Source organism: Streptomyces sp. CNP082 (assembly GCF_059570535.1).
The window spans coordinates 1-18,797 of the sequence record NZ_JCANSZ010000085.1; the positions used below are offsets into that span (position 1 = coordinate 1).

Below are 18,797 nucleotides of genomic sequence, written 5' to 3' on the forward strand. Positions count from 1 at the left end.
CCCCGCGACCGCGACGCCCACCGCGACGCCGACCACGGCCCCCACCACGGCACCGGCGCCGCCCCCCACCCGTACCGCAGCAGCAACGCCCCCGTCCCCGGCACCGGCCACACCCCCGACCCCGCGCAGAGCCTCACCTTCGTCCCCGACGCCCACGCCGAGGCCGGCGACCCCGCCCCGAGGAGCACCTCCGGCACGGCGGACCGCGTGCTTCCCCTCGGCACCGGCATGACCCTCACCGGCCTGGGCCTGGCGTACTTCGCCCTCCGCCTCCGCCGCCGCTGACGACGCCTGCCGCTGACGACGCCTGCCGCTGACGATGCCCGCCGCTGAGGACGACTGCCGTTGAGGACGCCCGCCGTTGACGATGCCTGCCGTTGAGGACGCCTGCCGTTGAGGACGACTGCCGCTGACGATGCCCGCCGCTGAGGATGCCCGCCGCTGACCACGCCCGCCGCTGACGAGGCGCGCGCCCGAACCGGGCGGTTACGCTGCCCGGATGGCCCCGGAGACACCCGCCCCCGTCCTCCTCGACGCCGCCGCGCTCGCCGCCGACCCCCACCTGGCCGCCCGCTTCCCCGTCGCCGCCCACGGCATCCTCGCCGCCCTCGTCCGCGACGGCGCCGCGCTCGGCTGGATCGACCCGCCGTCCGCCGCCGAGGTGGCCGCGCTCCTCGACGACGTGCTGGCCGCCGCCCGCGCCGGCGACGCCGCGCTGCGTGCCGCGTACCACGGCGACCGGCTCCTCGGCCTGGGCTACTGGCTCCGCTACACCCGCCCGACCCACCGCCCCCACGCCGATCTGGAGAAGCTCGCGGTGGCCGCCGCCGCGCACGGCCGCGGGATCGGCCGGGCGCTGGCCGCCGCGCTGGTCGCCGACGCGCGGGCCGCCGGCGTCGAGGTCCTGACCCTCGACGCCCGCGGCGACAACGACTCCGCCCTGCGCCTCTACCGCTCGCTGGGCTTCACGGAGTACGGCCGGCTCCCCGGTTTCGTGGCCGTCGGGGAACGCCGGTACGACAAGGTCTTCCACATGCTGGACCTCCGCACCCCGAACGACACCCCGAACGACACCCCGAACGACAGCCCGACCAGCAGCCCCACCGACACCCCCACCGACACCCCCACCGACACCCCCACCGACACCCCGATCAGCACCCCCGCCGACACCCCGCCCGGCGTCCCCGCCGCCCCCTGACCACCCCGCCCCCGCCGCACCCGCCGGCCACCCCCCGACACAAGATCCCGGCAACCGCGCCCCCGGACCCGTGCGCGACAATGGACGCATGAATACTCCGAGCAACGAGCGCCCGCCAGAGACCCCCCAGGTGGTGGTGGTCGGGCCTGACGGCATGGCACGCGGGACCGTCGCGTCGGGCGAGGGCGGCGCGGACGAGGAGGGCCGCGAGATCCCGCTGACGGACAAAGTCGAGCAGCCGGCGAAGGTCATGCGCATCGGCAGCATGATCAAGCAGTTGCTGGAGGAGGTACGGGCCGCGCCCCTCGACGAGGCGAGTCGCGCCCGGCTCAAGGAGATCCACGCCAGCTCGGTGAAGGAGCTGGAGGACGGCCTCGCCCCCGATCTGATCGACGAGCTGGAGCGGCTGACGCTGCCGTTCACCGACGAGACCGTGCCGACGGAGGCGGAGCTGCGCATCGCGCAGGCGCAGTTGGTCGGCTGGCTCGAAGGACTCTTCCACGGCATCCAGACGACGCTGTTCGCCCAGCAGATGGCCGCGCGGGCGCAGCTCGAGCAGATGCGCAGGGCCCTGCCGCCCGGCAGCCTCGGCGGCGACGACGGGGGCGAGGCGGGCCCGGAGCACGGGCGCAGCGGCGGCCCGTACCTCTGACCGTTCGGCAGTCCCCACAGCACGGGCCGGGTTCGTCCCAGACGGCGGACCCGGCCCTCAGCCGTACGGGAACGTAGGGCCCCTACTCCGGGTATCCCGTGGCGATGACCAGCTCCAGCTTGTCCTTCGACGGGTCGAAGTACTCGTCGTATTCGTCGAAGTTGTGCTCCAGCACGATGTCCTTGCCCCACAGGTTGTCGGGCTCCTCGTCCACCTCGTACGACCAGTGCGCCGCGCGCAGGCACTCGCGCACCGACTGGTAGTCCTTGAAGGTGAAGTCCGGCACCCTGACCAGCTTCTCGTTCTTGGGGTCGGTCAGCGGCTCGGTGCAGCGGGTCTTGTCGATCGTGCGGGACCGGTCCGGCGGGATCATCCCGGCCGCGCTCGCACCGCCGTCGGTGCCGCCATCGGTGCCGCCGCTGTCGTCGCCGGGGTCGGCAGACGGGTCGGTGCTGGGGTCCGGCTGCTGGCTCTGGGTGGTCTGCTTGGCCTCCGGGTCGCCCTCGTCGCCGCTGTTGAGCGCGAGGACGATGGCGGTCGCCGCGATCACCGTGATGGCGATGACGACGGTCAGCCCGATGACCGCGACGTTCCGGTTCCCCTTGCCGCCGGACCCGCCCCCGGGGCCGCCGCCCGGCCCGCCCTGCGGGCTGAGCGAGTACGGCTGGGGGGTGGCGTACCCGCCGTGCGGCTGCCCGTGCTGGGGCTGCGCCGGGCCGAACCCCTGCTGCTGCACCGGCTGGTACGGGGTGGGGGCGCCGGCAGGCGGCGGCGACTGGTACGGGTTGACCGGCGGGAACACCGCCGAGCCGACGCCCGCGCCCGAGTCGCGCGCGTGCTCGCCGGGGATGACGGACGGCATCGCGCCCGGCGGCGTCATGCCGCCCGCCCGGCGCACCTCCTCGCGCATCTCCTCCGCGCTGCGGAACCGGTCGTCGGGGTTCTTCGCCAGCGCCCGCGCCACCAGCGCGTCGACCACCGGCGGCACCGTCCTGTTGACCGACGACGGCGCCGGCGGCGGCTCCTGCACGTGCGCGTACGCGATGGCCAGCGGCGAGTCCGCGTCGAACGGCAGCCGGCCGGTCAGCAACTCGAAGAGCATCACGCCCACCGAATACAGGTCGGAGCGGGCGTCCACGCCGCGGCCCAGGGCCTGTTCGGGGGAGAGGTACTGCGGGGTGCCGACGACCATGCCCGTCTGCGTCATCGACGTGACGCCGGACTGCACGGCGCGGGCGATGCCGAAGTCCATCACCTTGACCTGCTCGCGGCGCGTCATCATGACGTTCCCCGGCTTGATGTCGCGGTGGACGAGGCCCATCTCGTGGCTGGCGTCGAGCGCGGCCAGCACGTCCGAGACGATCCGCAGCGCCTTCTCCGTGGGCATCGCGCCGAACCGGGTCACGTCCTCGTCGAGCACCGAGCGCAGCGGGCGGCCCTCGACGTACTCCATGACGATGTACGGCACGGGCCCGCCGCCGTCCCCGCCGGCGAAGCGGTCCTCGCCGGTGTCGAAGACGGAGACGACGTTCGCGTGCGACAGCCGGGCGACGGCCTGGGCCTCGCGGCGGAAGCGTTCGCGGAAGGAGTCCTCGCGGCCCAGCTCGGTGTGGAGCGTCTTCACCGCGACCTGGCGGTCGAGCACGGTGTCGTGGGCGAGGTGGACGGAGGCCATGCCGCCCGTGCCCAGCAGGTTGAGGAGCTGGTAGCGACCGCCCCCCACCGATCGACCGGCGTAGTCGTCCTGGCCGCCGTACTCGGTCATGCTGATTCTCCCCCGGGTGCCTGCTCGATGCTGAAAGTCTGCCTCAGGCACAGGAGAGGTCAAGCGGCTTGCCCGTTCCGTGACCACCTGCCCCCTTGTGCTGCTCCCTTTGCACCCTCTTTACCCACCGCCCGCTCCCGGCGCCACCCCTGCCGCGCCACCCACCCCTCCCCACCACCGGGCCTGTCCGGGATTTGCGTACGGACCCCCGGACCCGGTTGCATGTTTCGTCCAGCGGGACCCGGTGTCGGCGGCAGGAGGTAGCGTGCCTCGTACCGGAGAAACGACGGAACAACGACGAGAACCACGACGAGAACGACGAGACCGAACCACCGCGAGGAACTGATGTCACAGACGGAGCCCCCCGAGGAGCCGTCGGCGAACGGGCCGGGACGCGGCGGTATGGCTGACTCACCGGAGAACTGGGGCGTCGGCGGGCTCGTCGGGGACGGGCGCTACCGGCTGACCCGCCGCCTCGGCCGCGGCGGCATGGCCGAGGTCTTCGCCGCGGAGGACGTGCGCCTCGGCCGCGAGGTGGCGGTCAAGCTGCTGCGCAGCGACCTCGCCGAGGATCCGGTCTCCAAGGCCCGCTTCACGCGCGAGGCGCAGTCGGTCGCGGGGCTGAACCACCACGCGGTCGTCGCCGTGTACGACTCGGGCGAGGACCAGGTCGCCGGCAGCACCGTGCCGTACATCGTCATGGAGCTGGTCGAGGGCCGGACGATCAAGGAGCTGCTGACCGGCGCCGAGATCCCGCCGCCGGACCAGGCGCTGCTGATCGTCTCGGGGGTGCTGGAGGCGCTGGCTTACAGCCACCAGCACAGCATCGTCCACCGCGACATCAAGCCCGCGAACGTCATCATCACCACCACGGGCGCGGTCAAGGTCATGGACTTCGGCATCGCCCGCGCGCTGCACGGCGCGGCCTCCACGATGACCCAGACCGGCATGGTCATGGGCACCCCGCAGTACCTCTCCCCCGAGCAGGCGCTCGGCCGGGCCGTCGACACCCGCTCCGACCTCTACGCCGTCGGCTGTCTGCTGTACGAGCTGCTGACCGGCCGGCCGCCGTTCGTCGGCGAGACCCCGCTGTCCGTGGTCTACCAGCACGCCCAGGACCACGCCGTGCCGCCGTCCCAGATCAGCGAGGACGCGCCGCCGGAGCTGGACGGCATGGTGATGCGTGCGCTGGCCAAGGAGCCCGAGGACCGCTTCCAGACCGCCGACGAGATGCTCGGCCTCGTGCAGTACGCGCTGCGCATGCTGCGCGACGTCGGCCCGCACACCGGCGCGTGGGACACCGGCGCCGTGGCCGTCGGCGGCACGCCGCCGATGGGCACCCCGGCCGTCGGCGCCACCGCGGCCACCACGGCGCTGGCCACCGCGGGCGGCGACACCCCGCAGCAGTTGCTGCGGCCCAGCAGCCCGGACGACGGCGGCTTCGAGCCGGGCCCGCCCCGGGCGGGCCGCGGGCGCGGGAAGATGTGGGCGATCGCGGCGCTGGCGGTGGTCGCCATACTGCTGGGCGTGGCTTTCGCGCTGAGCGGCGGCGACGAGGAGACGCCGAAGCAGTCGCCGTCGACGCCGACGCCGACGGAGCCGTCTCCGACGAAGGACAAGGAGACGGAGAAGGAGGAGTCGCCGTCGCCCACGGAGGAGGAGCCGACCTACCACGAGGAGGAGCCCACGTGGGAGGAGAGCGACGAGCCGCCGCCGAGCACCTCGCCGACGGACAGTCCGACCGACACCGGTTCCCCGACCGGCTCGCCCAGCGAGCCGAGCGAGGACGTCGGCGGCACCACGAGCGAGGGCAGCGGCAGCACGACCGAGGGCAGCACGCAGGGCGGCACGACGGGCGAGACGACCGGGGAGACGACCGGCGAGACGACGGGTGAGACCACCGGTGAGACAACCGGCGAGACCACCGGTGAGACGACCGGCGAGACCATCGAGGGCACGCTGAACGGCGGCGCCGGCACGGACGGCTGACACCGGCGCCGGGAGGGGCCGCCGCGCTACCCCTCCCGGTCGGTGCCGCCCTGTTCCGCCTGCCGGCGTGCGACGTACGCCGCCGCCTGCGACCTGCGCTCCATGTTCAGCTTCGACAGCAGGCTGGATACGTAGTTCTTGATCGTCTTCTCCGCCAGGTGCAGCCGCTCGCCGATGGCCCGGTTCGTCAGCCCCTCGCCGATCAGGTCCAGGATCCGGCGCTCCTGGTCCGTCAGCCCGGCCAGCCGCTCGTCCTCCCGCCCGCGTCCGCCCTCGCGCAGCCGCTCCAGCACCCGCGCCGTCGCCGCCGGGTCGAGCAGCGACTTGCCGGCGGCCACGTCCCGTACGGCGGTGAGCAGCTCGTTGCCGCGGATGGCCTTCAGTACGAACCCGGACGCGCCCGCCATGATCGCGTCGAAGAGCGCCTCGTCGTCGGCGAACGAGGTGAGCATGAGGCACTTGATGCTCTCGTCCCGGGAGCGGATCTCCCGGCAGACTTCGACGCCGCTGCCGTCCGGCAGCCGGACGTCGAGCACGGCCACGTCGGGACGTACCGCCGGAATGCGCACGAGCGCGTCTGCGGCGGTGCCGGCCTCGCCGACCACCTCGATGTCCGGCTCGGCCTGAAGCATCTCGTGTACCCCTCGACGGACCACTTCGTGGTCATCAAGAAGGAATACGGTGATTCGTCCGTCTATGCCCACTCTTTCAGTCTCACACACCGGGTCTTCCCGCGCTCAAGGCAGCCGGGATAACGTGCCAGTGTCCCGGCAGCCTGCGAGGCTGTGACCAGTGGACCTGATGCCGATGAGGCGAGCCGGCCCTGCGTTACTAGGAAATCAAAGCAAAACCGCAGGTCAGGGCCGCTTCGCGAAGCAGCGGGCCACTGTGTAACGTGCCTGCCAGTGGGAAGGATGCCGGGCGCCTGTCACCCCCGACCCCAGCGGTGCACCCACCCCGTGCACGCCAGGGGAATCGGGTGAGCCGCCCTCCGCTGCCGCGGGGGACCGAAGGCCACCGGCGATCCCGGGGGCCGGAGAGACGTCAGGAGAGACCGTGACCGAGAGCACTGCCGCGCGCGACCCGCGCCGCAGCAGCAAGCGCACCAGCGGGAGCGACGGCGGGAGCGAGGCCGCGACGACGGCGCCCGGGACCCCCGCGGCGTCCGCGAAGAAGGCAGCGGCCGGGAAGGCGACGGCCCAGAAGGTGCCGGCCGGGAAGGCGACCGCGAAGAAGACCGCCGCCGGGAAGGCCGCGGCGAAGAAGACGGCGCCCGCGAAGAGCACCGCCAGGACGGCATCCGCGAAGGCGGCCAAGACCGCCAGGACGGCACCTGCGAAGGCGGCACCTGCGGCGGCACCTGCGAAGGCGGCCAAGACCGCCAGGACCGCCAGGACCGCCAAGGGGGCCAGGGCGGCCGAGCCGGTCGCCGGGTCCCTGGCGCACGGTCCCGCCGCCGGCGCCCCCGAGCTGGTCCAGCTCCTCACCCCCGAGGGCGAGCGCGTCGAGCACCCCGAGTACGCCGTCGACCCGAGCCCCGAGGAGCTGCGCGGCCTCTACCGCGACATGGTCCTCACCCGCCGCTTCGACGCCGAGGGCGTCACTCTGCAGCGCCAGGGCGAGCTGGGCCTGTGGGCGTCACTGCTCGGCCAGGAGGCCGCCCAGGTCGGCTCCGGCCGGGCCACGCGCGAGGACGACTACGTCTTCCCGACGTACCGCGAGCACGGCGTCGCCTGGTGCCGCGGCGTGGACCCGACGCTGCTGCTCGGCATGTTCCGCGGCGTGAACAACGGCGGCTGGGACCCGAACAGCAACAACTTCCAGCTCTACACGATCGTCATCGGCTCCCAGACGCTGCACGCCACCGGCTACGCCATGGGCGTCGCCAAGGACGGCGCCGACTCCGCCGTCGTGGCGTACTTCGGCGACGGCGCCTCCAGCCAGGGCGATGTCGCCGAGGCGTTCACCTTCGCCGCCGTCTACAACGCCCCGGTCGTCTTCTTCTGCCAGAACAACCAGTGGGCCATCTCCGAGCCCACCGAGCGCCAGAGCCGCGTCCCGCTCTACCAGCGCGCCGCGGGCTACGGCTTCCCCGGCGTCCGGGTCGACGGCAACGACGTGCTCGCCGTGCTCGCCGTCACCCGCAAGGCGCTGGAGCACGCCCGCTCCGGCCAGGGCCCGATGCTGGTCGAGGCGTACACGTACCGCATGGGCGCCCACACCACCTCCGACGACCCCACCCGCTACCGCAGCGACGACGAGCGCGCCGTCTGGGAGACCAAGGACCCGATCATGCGGCTGCGCGCCCTGCTGGAGCGGGAGAACCTTGCCGACGAGGCGTTCTTCGCCGAGCTTGACGAGGAGAGCGACGCGCTGGCCAGGCGGGTGCGCGAGGCCATCAGGACCATGCCGGACCCGGACCCGATGGCCATGTTCGAGAACATCTACGCCGACGGGCACGCCGTCGTGGACGAGGAACGCACGCAGTACGCGGCGTACCAGGCGTCCTTCGCGGACTCCGCTGACTTCGCCGACGAGGCGGGCGCCGCCGCCGGGAAGGGACACTGACCATGGCGGTCGAGAAGATGGCACTGGCCAAGGCGATCAACGCATCGCTGCGCACGGCCATGGAGGACGACGCCAAGGTCCTCGTGATGGGCGAGGACGTCGGCAAGCTCGGCGGCGTCTTCCGCGTCACCGACGGGCTGCAGAAGGACTTCGGCGAGGACCGGGTCATCGACACGCCGCTGGCCGAGTCCGGCATCGTCGGCACCGCGATCGGGCTGGCGCTGCGGGGCTACCGGCCGGTGGTGGAGATCCAGTTCGACGGGTTCGTCTTCCCCGCGTACGACCAGATCGTCACGCAGCTCGCGAAGATGCACGCGCGGGCCCTGGGCAAGGTCAAGCTGCCGGTCGTCATCCGGATCCCGTACGGCGGCGGCATCGGCGCGGTCGAGCACCACAGCGAGTCGCCGGAGGCGCTGTTCGCGCACGTGGCGGGGCTCAAGTGCGTCTCACCCTCGACGCCCGCGGACGCGTACTGGATGCTTCAGCAGGCCATCCACAGCGACGACCCGGTGATCTTCTTCGAGCCCAAGCGGCGCTACTGGGACAAGGGCGAGGTCAACACCTCCACGATCCCCGGCCCGCTGCACGAGGCGCGGATTGCCCGGGAGGGCACGGACCTCACGCTCGCGGCGTACGGGCCGATGGTGAAGACGTGCCTGGAGGTCGCCGCGGCGGCGGCGGAGGAGGGCACGTCGCTGGAGGTCGTGGACCTGCGCTCGATGTCGCCGATCGACTTCGACACCGTGCAGCGCTCGGTGGAGAAGACCGGCAGGCTGGTCGTCGTGCACGAGGCCCCGGTGTTCTACGGCTCCGGCGCGGAGATCGCCGCGCGCATCACGGAGCGGTGCTTCTACCATCTGGAGGCCCCGGTGCTGCGCGTCGGCGGCTTCCACGCGCCGTACCCGCCGGCGAGGCTGGAGGAGGAGTACCTCCCCAACCTGGACCGGGTGCTCGATGCCGTCGACCGCGCGCTTGCGTACTGAAGAGGGAGCGTGTCCGTGACCATGAGCAACACCACGCGCCTCCGCGAGTTCAGGCTGCCCGATGTGGGTGAGGGCCTGACGGAGGCGGAGATCCTCAAGTGGTACGTCCAGCCTGGCGACTCCGTGCACGACGGCATGGTGGTGTGCGAGGTGGAGACGGCGAAGGCGGCGGTCGAACTGCCCATCCCGTACGACGGGGTGGTGCAGGAGATCCGCTTCGCGGAGGGCGACACGGTCGACGTGGGAACGCCGATCATCACGGTCGACACGGAGCCCGGGGCCGCCCCCGGACCCGGTGGGACCGAGGCCCCGGCCGGTGCCGGACCCGCGGGTGCCCCCGCGGACGGCGAGGCCGGAACGGAGGCCGCGGGTGCCGCCGCGCCCGGCGGCGAGGCGGGGCCGGCAGGGGCCCCGACGGCCCCGGCCGGCGGGCCTGCGGCCGGAACGGAGGGCGCGGCCGGGACCTCGTACGGCCCCGGGGCCGGCGGCACCGCCGCCCCCGGCAGCGGCGAGGCCACCGGACCGGAGACCGGGACGGGCGGCACCAAGCGGGAGCCGGTGCTCGTCGGCTACGGCGTGGCGCAGAGCTCGACGAAGCGCCGGCCGCGCAAGCCGCAGCCCGGCGCTGAGACAGCGGCGGCAGCCGCGGCGATCCAGGGCGAACTGAACGGCAGGGCGCCGGCACCCGGTACGGCCCCGGCGCCGCGGGCGGACACCGGCGCTGCCGCGGCACCCGGGGCTCCACAGGCACCCGGCGCCCCGGCGGGCCACGGCGCCGCCGCGGCAACCCAGGCCCCGCCGGCGCCGCAGGCGCCCGGCGGCCCCGCCGCGCCCGCCGCAGGCGGCACCGCACCCGCCGCGCCCGCCGCAGGCGGCACCGCGCCCGCCGCAGGCGGCGGTCGCGTGCTCGCCAAGCCGCCCGTGCGCAAGCTCGCCAAGGACCTCGGCGTCGACCTTGCCGCCGTCGTGCCCACCGGCGCCGGCGGCGTCATCACCCGCGACGACGTCCACGCCGCCGCGGCCCCGGCGCAGGCCGAGCCGGCGGCGCCCGCGCAACCCGCAGAGCCCGCGCCCGCCGCAGGCGCCCCCGCGCCCGCCGCAGGCGGTCTCGCAGGCGGCCCCGCCTCCGCCCGCGAGACCCGTATCCCCATCAAGGGCGTCCGCAAGGCCACCGCCCAGGCGATGGTCACCAGCGCCTTCACCGCGCCGCACGTCACGGAGTTCGTCACCGTCGACGTCACCCGCACGATGAAGCTCGTCCGGGAGCTGAAGGAGGACCCCGATCTCGCCGGGCTGCGGATCAACCCGCTGCTGCTCGTCGCCAAGGCCCTGCTGCTGGCGATCCGGCGCAATCCCGAGGTCAACTCCGCCTGGGACGAGGACCGTCAGGAGATCGTCCGCAGGCACTACGTGAACCTGGGCATCGCCGCCGCCACCCCGCGCGGCCTGATCGTGCCGAACATCAAGGACGCGCACGCCAGGTCGCTCCCGGAGCTGGCCACGGAGCTGGCCGGGCTCGTGGCCACCGCCCGCGCAGGCAAGACGACGCCGGAGGCGATGCAGGGCGGCACGGTGACCATCACCAACGTCGGCGTCTTCGGCGTCGACACCGGTACGCCCATCCTCAACCCCGGCGAGCCGGCGATCCTCGCCTTCGGCGCGATCAAGCTCCAGCCGTGGGTGCACAAGGGCAAGGTCAAGCCGCGGCACGTGACGACGCTCGCGCTCTCCTTCGACCACCGGCTGGTCGACGGGGAGTTGGGCTCGAAGGTGCTCGCGGACATCGCGGCGGTCCTGGAGCGCCCGAAGCGCCTGCTCACCTGGGGCTGACGCCCGTACGCACGCCGCCCCCGCCCCCGGCGCTCGTCGCCGGGGCCGGGGGCGCGTTGCTTGAGGCAGCGGCCCCCGGGGACAGTGACCACTTAAGGGGGCGCTGCCGGGTTCCCTGCCGCAGGTCGTCGCCGTCGCACGCCCCTTTATCTGGGCACACGGCGTGAGTACGGTGGTGGGTGCTGTGTCGGTCATGCGTGCCGCCTCCTGCGGCTGGGCGGTACGGCGGGTGTCGGTGTTGTACGGCGGGGTTTCGGTGAGCAGTCCGGGTGTGCGTACACCATCGAGCCGCCACCGGATTCACCCGGCTCACCGACCGATTCCACGGGACGCTCGTCGGTTTCGGGCTTCTCGCAGTGGGTGCAGTAGCGCATCAGGGCTCTTCCGGGTGGCAGGTGGGTGGGCGGCCGCGCCAGTCGGGGGCTTCGCCGAGGCTGGCCAGCGCCGGGCGAGCGTTGAACGGCTCAGGGCGGCGGGTGCGCTGGTCGACCGGGGGCAGCCGGGGCGGCGGTGCGGGCCGCTCGGCGGCGCTCACGGTCACGCCTTCCCACGGCAGAGCGGGCACCGGCAGGGCGGGTAGACGCCGCCGGGCTGGAGAACCTCGAAGTCGCTGTCGTAGAAGCGCCTCTCACGCCCCCAGGTACGCCCGCTGTCGCGGGACACCCGCAGCGTCATGCGCGGGCTGGAGGGCGCCGGTTTCAACTCAGGTCGGTCGGGGGTGCTGGCGTAGGGGATGTCCATGACGCTGCCTGTCGTCGGTGATCAGGTCGTCACCGAACGTAGCCCCGGCGTGAGTGTTGTCACCATGGCACTTTGCAGGGCACCGGCTGAAAGTGCCAATAAGCGTTACGACTTGCAGGTCACAGGGGTAGCCGGACAGTGTCCGCCATGTCACGCATCTCCGGTGTGAGGGTCCGCCTGCGCTCGACCACCCGGCCCATGATGTCGCGCGCGTACCGTTGGTGCGGGAGCCACTGCGGCGCCGCAGAGCGCACCTGTTGCAGCGTCGTCATGGCGTCCGCATGGCGTCGCAGCCGTACTTGCGCGTTCGCCACGTCCAGACGGTGCCGACTCCAGTTCGCCAGCGTCGTGCGCGCCCCTCCCGCCGCCAGCGGTTCCGCGAGGGCCAGCACGCGGTCAGGCTGATCCAGGATCATGGCGTTCTCGCACTCCTTGAGCGCGACCGTCGTCGGACCGAACATACGAATCGGGTCGGCACCGGACTGCTGCTCATGGCCGACCATGGCCGCGGCTGCCTGCGCCATCCGCAGGGCATCGGCTGCCGCACCGTCGCGAGCGTCCCGCACCGAGGAGTTGGATACGCGGAGCAGCATCCAGCCCCACGCGGCCAGCTCGTCTGCCGTTGCCCGGGACAGGCGGGCCGGCTCGGCATCATCGGCCCACCGAACCGCGTAGTCCCGCGCCTCTCCGAGACGGCCCTGCCGTAGCAGCAGCCAGCACAGGGAGTTGACCATCGCAATGCCCTGGACATGGTCCGCCGCGTCTTGCAGGTGTGCGCTCATCAGCTCTTCGGCGGCGTCGAACTGACGGGTCTGGGTGAGCAGCCACCCCGTCAGGAGCATCACCCGAAACCGCAGGTGACGGCCCTCCCGAGTGTGAGCAGCGAGAACCTCGGCATCCCGGAGCAGCGCCGGCAGCAGGTCCGCAATCTCAGCAAAACGGTGCTGGGCGCGGAGCTTCAGCAGGTCCCGTAGCGCGGACCGCGCGCCTTCAGCGGTGGGCGGTTCTCCGATGTCGTCCGGTGGCGGTGAGTTGAGCATCCTGCGCACGGGTGCCCACCGTTCGACCGTGGGTGAGTCGGCGGCTTCCTCGGCATGTCCGGAGATGAGATCGCTGGTGGGAACTCGCAAGGCGACTGCGAATTTCCGGACGGTCTCCAGCCGGGTGTCGTTGAGTTCGCCCTGCTCCAGCTTTCGGATGAGGGAGAGGGACGGGCCGGCGGCAGCGGACAACTCCCGCTGGCTAAGCCCTCGTCGCTTCCGCACCGCGCGCAGCCGGGTACCGATGTGGTCTTCGGAGTGCTCGGGCATACTTACTCCCGTTCTGAGGTGACACCAGAACCGTACCCCCGGGTCGCCCCGGGGGTACCATCCGAACGGCCCCCGCGGGGGCCGTTCGCTGTTCCGCCCGACCACGGCGCGCGCCGTGAACATGCCGCGCGTCCGGCGTGGTTCAGAACGCGGGCTCCGCGGCGGCCGGCGGGTGACAGGCGGGGCACCGGACGATGCGCGGGCTGCCGCCGCGGTCCCTCTCCACCAGCCGGAGGGACTCCTCGCGGGGAGAGCCCCGCTACGCAGAGACGGCGGCGCAGCACATCCGCCAGGCCCTCGCCGACCGCGCCCCCGGCCCCGGCGGCGGGTGCCGGGGGCGTCGCACGTACGTGTCCCCCGGCCCGCTGTCCCCGAGCCGTGTCCGTATCGCGGACGGCCGCGGCGTACGCATACGTGTTGTATCTATGCTGTGCGCATGCCTCTGAGCCCCGCCGCCCCGGCCAAGCCCGTGCCCGCCGCCGACCGCGTGTACGCGCACGTCAAGCAGGGCGTGCTGGACCGGCGTTACGAGGGCGGCACGATGCTCACCGAGGGCGAGCTGGCCGAGGCCGCCGGCGTCTCCCGTACGCCCGTACGCGAGGCGCTGCTGCGGCTCCAGGCGGAGGGGCTGCTGAAGCTGTACCCGAAGAAGGGCGCGTTCGTCCTGCCCGTCTCCGCGCAGGAGATCGCCGACGTCGTCGAGACCCGGATGCTCGTCGAGGAGCACGCCGCCCGCCGGTCCGTACCCGCGCCCGCCGCACTGCTCACCCGGCTCGAAGAGCTGCTGGAGGAGCAGCGCCGGCACGTCGAGGCCGACGACCGCGCCGCCGCCGCCACCACCGACCGCTGCTTCCACGCCACCATCGTCCGCAACGCCGGCAACGACATCCTCGTCCGCCTCTACGACCAGCTCCGCGACCGCCAACTGCGCATGGGCGTCGCCCTCATGAACGCCCAGCCCGACCGCATGCGCCGCTCCCTCGCCGAGCACGCCGAGATCCTGTCGGCGCTGCGCACCGGCAGCGCGGACACGGCCGCCGCCGCGGTGCACGGCCACGTCGCCTCCGTACGGGATCTGCTCCGCGGGGACCTGCGATGACCGCCGTGCGCCCCGGGGGCGCCGCCCGCGCCCGCGGCCTGCCCGGCGACCCGCCCGGCGGCGTGCAGGCCGCCGCCGTCTGGAGCCTCGGCGTCGCCGTCTACTTCGTCGCCGTCACGTACCGTACGAGCCTGGGCGTCGCCGGCATCGACGCCGCCGAGCGCTTCGACGTCGGCGCCTCCGCCCTGTCGGCCTTCTCCGTGCTCCAGCTCCTGGTCTACGCCGGGATGCAGATCCCCGTCGGCCTGCTCGTCGACCGGCTCGGCACGCGCAAGGTGCTGGCGATGGGCATCGTGCTGTACACGGCGGGGCAGTTCGGCTTCGCGCTCTCCGGCACGTACGGCGCCGCGCTCGCCTCCCGCGCGCTGCTCGGCTGCGGCGACGCGATGACGTTCATCAGCATCCTGCGGCTGGGCGCCCGCTGGTTCCCCGCCCGCCGCGGGCCGCTGATAGCGCAGCTCGCGGGGCTCGTCGGCATGGCGGGCAACCTGGTCTCGACGCTCGTGCTCTCCCGCGCGCTCCAGGAGTTCGGCTGGACCCCGACGTTCGCGGGCAGCGCGGCGGCCGGCGCGGTCATGCTCGTCCTCGTCCTGCTCTTCCTGCGCGACCAGCCCCGGGACTACGTCCCGCCGCCCCCCGAGGACCAGCACGGCGGGGGCGTACGCCGGCAGATAACCGGCGCCTGGCGCGAGCCGGGCACCCGGCTGGGCTTCTGGGTGCACTTCACCACCCAGTTCCCGGCGATGGTCTTCCTGCTGCTGTGGGGGCTGCCGTTCCTCGTCGAGGCCCAGGGCACGAGCCGCGCGGAGGCCGGCGAACTGCTGACGCTGCTGGTGCTGTCCAACATGGCGGTCGGCCTGGTCTACGGCCAGCTCGTCGCCCGGCACCACGCGGCGCGGCTGCCGCTGGCGCTGGGCACGGTGGCGGCGACGGCGGTGGTGTGGGGCACGGTGCTGAGCTGGCCGGGGGAGCACGCGCCGGGCTGGCTGCTGGTGGTGCTGTGCTGCGTGCTGGGGGCGTGCGGCCCGGCGTCGATGATCGGCTTCGACTTCGCCCGGCCGGCGAACCCGCCGGAGCGGCTGGGCACGGCCTCCGGCATCGTCAACATCGGCGGGTTCTCGGCGTCGGTCACGACGCTGCTCGCGGTGGGCCTGCTGCTGGACGTGACGGACGGCAGCTACGGCATCGCGTTCGCGAGCGTCTTCGTGCTGCAGGCCCTGGGTACGGCGCAGATCCTGCGGCTGCGCGGACGGGCCCACCGCCGCGAACGCGAACGCCTGGTGGCGAGCCGCGTCTCGGCCGTCCACGTACCCGCGTGAGGAGCTTCCACGTACGGCCGTGATGGCTGGTCGGCGGCTGGTCGGCGGCTGGTCGGCGGCTGGTCTGCGGCTGGTCGGCGGCTGGTCTGCGGCTGGTCGGCGGCTGGTCTGCGGCTAGTCGGCGGCGATCTCGGTGGGCACCTCTGCCGCCTGCCCCGGCGGCTGCTCGTGGAAGCCCGCCGGACCCGACGTCGCGTCGGGGATGGACTCCGGGGGAGCGCCGTTCTCGATCATCGAGCCGAGGCCCACCACCGCGGCCACGTCCGGGCGCGCGGCGATGTGCACGGGCAGCCCCACCGACGTACGCAGCATCGTCTCCAGACCCGGCATCGTCGCGCTCTCGCCCGCCAGCACGATCCCGCGGTCCCCGATGTCCGCCACCAGGTCCGGCGGGCAGCGCCGCAGCACCGAGCGGATCCCGTCCAGCACCGACAGCATCGGCACCCCCGCCGCCTGCCCCACCGCCACCGGGTCGACCCGCACCGTACGCGGGCGGCCCGAGACCACGTCGCGGCCCAGCACCTCCAGTTCCGCCGCGCCCTGCGCGCCGGCGAGCGCCAGCTCGCGGTGCACCTGGCCGACGGTGTGGCTGCGCAGCATCACCTCGTGGTTGATGCGCAGGTGCTCCACCAGCGCCCGGTCCACGGCCTGCCCGCCGACCGGCACCTTCTCCGCGGCGACGACGTTCCCCAGCGACAGCACGGCGATCTGCGTCATCGCCGTACCGCACACCACGATCATCGTGCCCTCCGCCGCCGGCACCGGCAGCCCGCAGCCCACCGCCGTGGCGATGAGGGTGTCGACGAGGATGACCCGCCGCGCGCCCAGCCCCGCCAGCGTGTCGATCATCGCCCGCTGCGTCAGCGGCTCGNCNTCGTGCGGGGTGCACGCCGCCGCCCGCAGCGCGGGGTGGAAGCGCCAGGATCTGCGGACCTTGGCGTGGATGAGGTGGCGCAGCATGCGCTGGGCCATCTCGATGTCGGTGATGCCGTTCGGCCCCACGGGCCGGGCGACCCGGATGTGCGCGGGGGTACGGCCGGTCATCGCTTCGGCCTGCCCGCCGACGGCCACCAGGGCGCCGGTGCGGGAGTTGATGGCGACGGCGCTCGGCTCGTCCACGACGAGGCCGATGCCCCTGAGGTAGACGCGGGTGCGGGAGGACCCGACGTCGACGGCGACACTGCAACGGAGAAGCTGTTCCTGGCTGATGCTCACACCATCAGCCTGGGGCGCGGCGGCGCCGGGCGCCCGCCGGGAGGTGCCGGTCGGATGAGGGCTGCGCCCTTACGGGTGAGGGCGGCGGCCGGGCGCCGTCAGCCCGCCGCCTGGGGCGCCGTCAGTCCGTCACCGCGAAGTGCCGCAGGACCGCCTCCGCCAGCGCCGGGTCGCCCTCCACCTTGACCCGGTCCGCCACCGCCGCCGCCCGCAGCCGGCCCGTCGCCAGCCGCAGGTACGTCTCCCAGTCCGTCGTGAGCGTCACCGTCGGCCCGAGCGAGACGCTGCCGTCGATGGTCCCGCGGCCGTCCTCCCCGACCCGTACCGTACGCATGAACTCCACCGGGCCCGTCACGTCCACGACGACGATCGAGCCCGGCCGCGCCCCGGCGTCCTCGGCCACCGCCTTCGGCAGCCGCGCCAGCAGCTCGTCGCGCGCGACGAGGGCGCCGGGCGAGTCGAGGTTCCCCGGCTTGCCGAGCGCGCGGCGGATGTCCTGCTCGTGCACCCAGATGTCGAAGGCGCGGTAGCGGGTCAGCTCCGCGAGCGTCATCTCACTGCCGAACGCCCCGCGCACCTTGGCGTCCGGCGCGCGCTTGTCGTCGCGGAGCTGGCGCCGGCGGCGGATCAGCGTGTACTCCAGGTCGGCGGTCATCTCCGGCGCGGTGTGGTGGCGGCGGGTGTCGACCTGCACCTCGACGTAGCGCTGCTTCTCGCCCGCGACGTGCAAGAGGTCGGCCGGCAGGTTGTGTATCGGCCGCGGGTCGCCGAGTGCCTCGGACTCGGCGCCGATGATGTGGGAGACCACGTCCCGTACGGACCACCCCGGCAGTCCGCTTCGACCGCTCCACTCCCCCTCGGAGAGCGGGGCCACGAGTTCGGATATTGCCTCGGCCGAGTGGGCCCAGGCATCGATGGACGGCTGGAGGCTGGACTGGACGGTCACACTACCCCTCACGGGATCGTTCGCGAGATGCACGGCAGGCCCTAAGTTACGCTGCGCACGGGTGCACCGGCAGTGCTTTCGGCGACGATTGTGCGGTGAGGCAGCCGACTTGAGCTTCGAGGTGATGGTAAGGTGCGCGCTTCTCTGATCCAGTTCCGGGTCGATCCGGACGAGACCGTGGCAGGCCGGCGGGCCCGGGCGGCGGCGCTCGTACGCGCAGAGACGGGCTCCGAGCTGGTGGTGCTGCCGGAGCTGTGGCACGTGGGCGCGTTCGCCTTCGACGACTTCGCGGCCGGGGCGGAGACCCTCGACGGGCCCACGGCGGCGGCGATGGCGGCGGCGGCCCGGGACGCGCGCGTGTGGCTGCACGCGGGGTCGGTCGTGGAGCGGGACGCCGCGGGGACGCTCTTCAACACCAGCCTGCTCTACGCGCCGGACGGCGGGCTGGCGCGTACGTACCGCAAGATCCACCGCTTCGGCTTCGACCGCGGCGAGGCCGTCCTGATGGGCGCGGGCGACGAGGTCGTCACCGCGCCGCTCGGCGACACCACCGTCGGCCTCGCCACCTGCTACGACCTGCGCTTCCCCGAGCTGTTCCGGGCCCTGACCGACAAGGGCGCGCAGACCTTCGTGATCCCCGCCGGCTGGCCCGCGAAGCGCCGCGCGCACTGGCGGCTGCTGGCGCAGGCGCGGGCGGTGGAGAACCAGGCGTACGTCCTGGCCTGCGGCACGGCGGGCACCAACGGCGGGGTGGTGCAGGCGGGGCACAGCATGGTCGTGGACCCGTGGGGCGAGATCCTCGCGGAGGCGGGCGAGGACGAGGAGGTCCTGCGGGCGGAGCTGGACCCGGCGCGGGTGGCGAAGACCCGGGAGGAGTTCCCGGCGCTGCGGGACCGGGTGCTGGGCCGGCCCCGGGGCTGAGGGCGGCGGGGGCGGGGTGGCGTTGGTGAGGGATGCTCTTATGGATGTCAAGCGGCGGTGGTGAGCTGTTCGGCAGTGGTGGTGGTGGTGTTGGCCGGGGTGGTCAGGACTTGGTAGATCTCGCGGGCGATGTACCGCTTGAGGCAGCGGATGATCTCCTTCTTGGACAGGCCGTCCTTGGTGCGCCGCTGCGTGTACTCCTTGGTTCGCTGGTCCCAGCGCAGGCGGCAGAGCACGATGCGGTAGAGCGCGGAGTTGGCC

General features: G+C 73.3%; 14 protein-coding genes and 3 pseudogenes. 10 read left to right on the forward strand and 7 right to left on the reverse strand.

The window, feature by feature from the left end; genetic code table 11:
• From B124_RS34705 to B124_RS34715, 3 genes and pseudogenes are all read left to right on the forward strand, one after another.
• A pseudogene (locus tag B124_RS34705) lies at nt 1-285 on the forward strand (hypothetical protein); the annotation flags it as partial.
• A 214-nt stretch (nt 286-499) separates the two neighbouring features.
• Nucleotides 500-1,048: pseudogene (locus tag B124_RS34710) on the forward strand (GNAT family N-acetyltransferase); the annotation flags it as partial.
• 238 nt (nt 1,049-1,286) lie between these two features.
• Nucleotides 1,287-1,850 carry a bacterial proteasome activator family protein gene (locus B124_RS34715; RefSeq protein WP_496507015.1) on the forward strand — a complete coding sequence of 188 codons (564 nt, stop codon included), beginning with the start codon at nt 1,287-1,289 and terminating at the stop codon, nt 1,848-1,850.
• An 82-nt stretch (nt 1,851-1,932) separates the two neighbouring features.
• On the opposite strand, the gene B124_RS34720 is transcribed toward B124_RS34715, so the two are convergent.
• Nucleotides 1,933-3,615 carry a Stk1 family PASTA domain-containing Ser/Thr kinase gene (locus tag B124_RS34720; protein WP_496507016.1) on the reverse strand — a complete coding sequence of 561 codons (1,683 nt, stop codon included), beginning with the start codon at nt 3,613-3,615 and terminating at the stop codon, nt 1,933-1,935.
• Nucleotides 3,616-3,960: 345 nt separating this feature from the next.
• Here B124_RS34720 and B124_RS34725 point away from each other — a divergent pair, with 345 nt between their 5' ends.
• Complete coding sequence (locus tag B124_RS34725; RefSeq protein ID WP_496507017.1) at nt 3,961-5,604, forward strand: protein kinase domain-containing protein; 1,644 nt, start codon at nt 3,961-3,963, stop codon at nt 5,602-5,604.
• 26 nt (nt 5,605-5,630) lie between these two features.
• Here B124_RS34725 and B124_RS34730 read toward each other — a convergent pair whose 3' ends face one another.
• Nucleotides 5,631-6,308 carry a response regulator gene (locus tag B124_RS34730; RefSeq protein WP_496507018.1) on the reverse strand — a complete coding sequence of 226 codons (678 nt, stop codon included), beginning with the start codon at nt 6,306-6,308 and terminating at the stop codon, nt 5,631-5,633.
• Between the two features lie 352 nt (nt 6,309-6,660).
• On the opposite strand from B124_RS34730, the gene pdhA reads away from it, so the two are divergent.
• Genes pdhA through B124_RS34745 form a run of 3 tightly spaced genes read left to right on the forward strand, consistent with a single transcriptional unit; the run spans nt 6,661 to nt 10,985 of the window.
• Nucleotides 6,661-8,172, forward strand: coding sequence for a pyruvate dehydrogenase (acetyl-transferring) E1 component subunit alpha (gene pdhA / locus B124_RS34735; protein WP_496507019.1), 1,512 nt, complete (start codon nt 6,661-6,663; stop codon nt 8,170-8,172).
• Nucleotides 8,173-8,174: 2 nt separating this feature from the next.
• Nucleotides 8,175-9,155 carry an alpha-ketoacid dehydrogenase subunit beta gene (locus B124_RS34740; protein WP_496507020.1) on the forward strand — a complete coding sequence of 327 codons (981 nt, stop codon included), beginning with the start codon at nt 8,175-8,177 and terminating at the stop codon, nt 9,153-9,155.
• Nucleotides 9,156-9,176: 21 nt separating this feature from the next.
• Nucleotides 9,177-10,985, forward strand: a complete 1,809-nt coding sequence (locus tag B124_RS34745; protein WP_496507028.1) for a dihydrolipoamide acetyltransferase family protein — start codon at nt 9,177-9,179, stop codon at nt 10,983-10,985.
• A gap of 373 nt (nt 10,986-11,358) precedes the next feature.
• On the opposite strand, the gene B124_RS34750 is transcribed toward B124_RS34745, so the two are convergent.
• Nucleotides 11,359-11,520 carry a hypothetical protein gene (locus tag B124_RS34750; RefSeq protein WP_496507021.1) on the reverse strand — a complete coding sequence of 54 codons (162 nt, stop codon included), beginning with the start codon at nt 11,518-11,520 and terminating at the stop codon, nt 11,359-11,361.
• A 325-nt stretch (nt 11,521-11,845) separates the two neighbouring features.
• Nucleotides 11,846-13,036, reverse strand: a complete 1,191-nt coding sequence (locus tag B124_RS34755; RefSeq protein ID WP_496507022.1) for a helix-turn-helix domain-containing protein — start codon at nt 13,034-13,036, stop codon at nt 11,846-11,848.
• A 436-nt stretch (nt 13,037-13,472) separates the two neighbouring features.
• Here B124_RS34755 and B124_RS34760 point away from each other — a divergent pair, with 436 nt between their 5' ends.
• Together B124_RS34760 and B124_RS34765 are read left to right on the forward strand one after the other, a co-directional pair.
• Nucleotides 13,473-14,135 carry a GntR family transcriptional regulator gene (locus tag B124_RS34760; RefSeq protein WP_496507023.1) on the forward strand — a complete coding sequence of 221 codons (663 nt, stop codon included), beginning with the start codon at nt 13,473-13,475 and terminating at the stop codon, nt 14,133-14,135.
• Complete coding sequence (locus tag B124_RS34765; RefSeq protein WP_496507024.1) at nt 14,132-15,454, forward strand: MFS transporter; 1,323 nt, start codon at nt 14,132-14,134, stop codon at nt 15,452-15,454. The genes B124_RS34760 and B124_RS34765 overlap by 4 nt, the downstream gene beginning before the upstream one ends.
• A gap of 114 nt (nt 15,455-15,568) precedes the next feature.
• On the opposite strand, the gene B124_RS34770 is transcribed toward B124_RS34765, so the two are convergent.
• Both B124_RS34770 and B124_RS34775 read right to left on the reverse strand, forming a co-directional pair.
• Nucleotides 15,569-16,669, reverse strand: coding sequence for a rod shape-determining protein (locus B124_RS34770; RefSeq protein WP_496507025.1), 1,101 nt, complete (start codon nt 16,667-16,669; stop codon nt 15,569-15,571).
• 121 nt (nt 16,670-16,790) lie between these two features.
• Nucleotides 16,791-17,615 (reverse strand): maleylpyruvate isomerase family mycothiol-dependent enzyme, encoded by an 825-nt coding sequence (locus tag B124_RS34775; RefSeq protein ID WP_496507026.1) that lies wholly within the window; start codon nt 17,613-17,615, stop codon nt 16,791-16,793.
• A gap of 132 nt (nt 17,616-17,747) precedes the next feature.
• Between B124_RS34775 and B124_RS34780 the strand changes: the two genes are divergently transcribed.
• Nucleotides 17,748-18,536 carry a carbon-nitrogen family hydrolase gene (locus B124_RS34780; RefSeq protein ID WP_496507027.1) on the forward strand — a complete coding sequence of 263 codons (789 nt, stop codon included), beginning with the start codon at nt 17,748-17,750 and terminating at the stop codon, nt 18,534-18,536.
• A 47-nt stretch (nt 18,537-18,583) separates the two neighbouring features.
• Here the strand turns inward: B124_RS34780 and B124_RS34785 are convergent.
• A pseudogene (locus B124_RS34785) lies at nt 18,584-18,797 on the reverse strand (IS110 family transposase); the annotation flags it as partial.

Coding starts and splice junctions, on each gene's coding strand:
- B124_RS34715 (WP_496507015.1), top strand. CDS start 1,287: ATGAATACTCCGAGCAACGAGCGCCCGCCAGAGACCCCCCAGGTGGTG.
- B124_RS34720 (WP_496507016.1), bottom strand. CDS start 3,615: ATGACCGAGTACGGCGGCCAGGACGACTACGCCGGTCGATCGGTGGGG.
- B124_RS34725 (WP_496507017.1), top strand. CDS start 3,961: ATGTCACAGACGGAGCCCCCCGAGGAGCCGTCGGCGAACGGGCCGGGA.
- B124_RS34740 (WP_496507020.1), top strand. CDS start 8,175: ATGGCGGTCGAGAAGATGGCACTGGCCAAGGCGATCAACGCATCGCTG.
- B124_RS34745 (WP_496507028.1), top strand. CDS start 9,177: ATGAGCAACACCACGCGCCTCCGCGAGTTCAGGCTGCCCGATGTGGGT.
- B124_RS34755 (WP_496507022.1), bottom strand. CDS start 13,036: ATGCCCGAGCACTCCGAAGACCACATCGGTACCCGGCTGCGCGCGGTG.
- B124_RS34760 (WP_496507023.1), top strand. CDS start 13,473: ATGCCTCTGAGCCCCGCCGCCCCGGCCAAGCCCGTGCCCGCCGCCGAC.
- B124_RS34765 (WP_496507024.1), top strand. CDS start 14,132: ATGACCGCCGTGCGCCCCGGGGGCGCCGCCCGCGCCCGCGGCCTGCCC.